This window comes from Streptomyces aculeolatus (genome assembly GCF_020400605.1).
In the GTDB taxonomy this organism is placed as follows: Bacteria; Actinomycetota; Actinomycetes; order Streptomycetales; family Streptomycetaceae; genus Streptomyces; species Streptomyces aculeolatus.
In genome coordinates, this window is the sequence record NZ_JAINRD010000100.1 from 1 (window position 1) to 499 (window position 499).

Sequence of the window (499 nt, forward strand, 5' to 3'; positions counted from 1 at the left end):
TGGCCGCCGACATGGTCGCCACCCGCGCCAAGCTGCTCCACACCCTCCCCGACGGCACCGGCATGCTCGCCGTCAACACCGACGCCGACACCCTCACCCCGTACCTCAAGCGCCACGAAGACGTGGCCATCGCCGCGTACAACTCCGCCACGTCCCTCGCCGTCGCCGGCCCGCACCAGCCGCTCCGGGAACTCGCCGAGGAGCTGACCGAGGCGGGCATCCGCACCAAGGCTTTGAAGGTCGCGCACGCCTTCCACACCGCGCACACCGAGCCGATCCTCGACACCTTCACCACCCACCTGACGGACCTCTTCAACCGCCACACCCTCGGCGACGCCCAGATCCCCGTCATCTCCAACATCACCGGACAGCCCGCCACCAGCGACCAGCACCACGACCCCACCTACTGGGCCCAGCACATCCGCCAACCCGTCCACTTCCACCAAGGCATCACCCACCTCACCACCGACGACGGCATCAGCCTCTTCACCGAGCTGGC

General features: G+C 68.7%; 1 protein-coding gene. It reads left to right on the forward strand.

Annotated features, from left to right (window positions below; all coding sequences use genetic code 11):
• Positions 1–499, forward strand: a 499-nt coding sequence (locus tag LG396_RS38880) for an acyltransferase domain-containing protein (RefSeq protein ID WP_225798327.1), incomplete at both ends; no start/stop codon positions are given.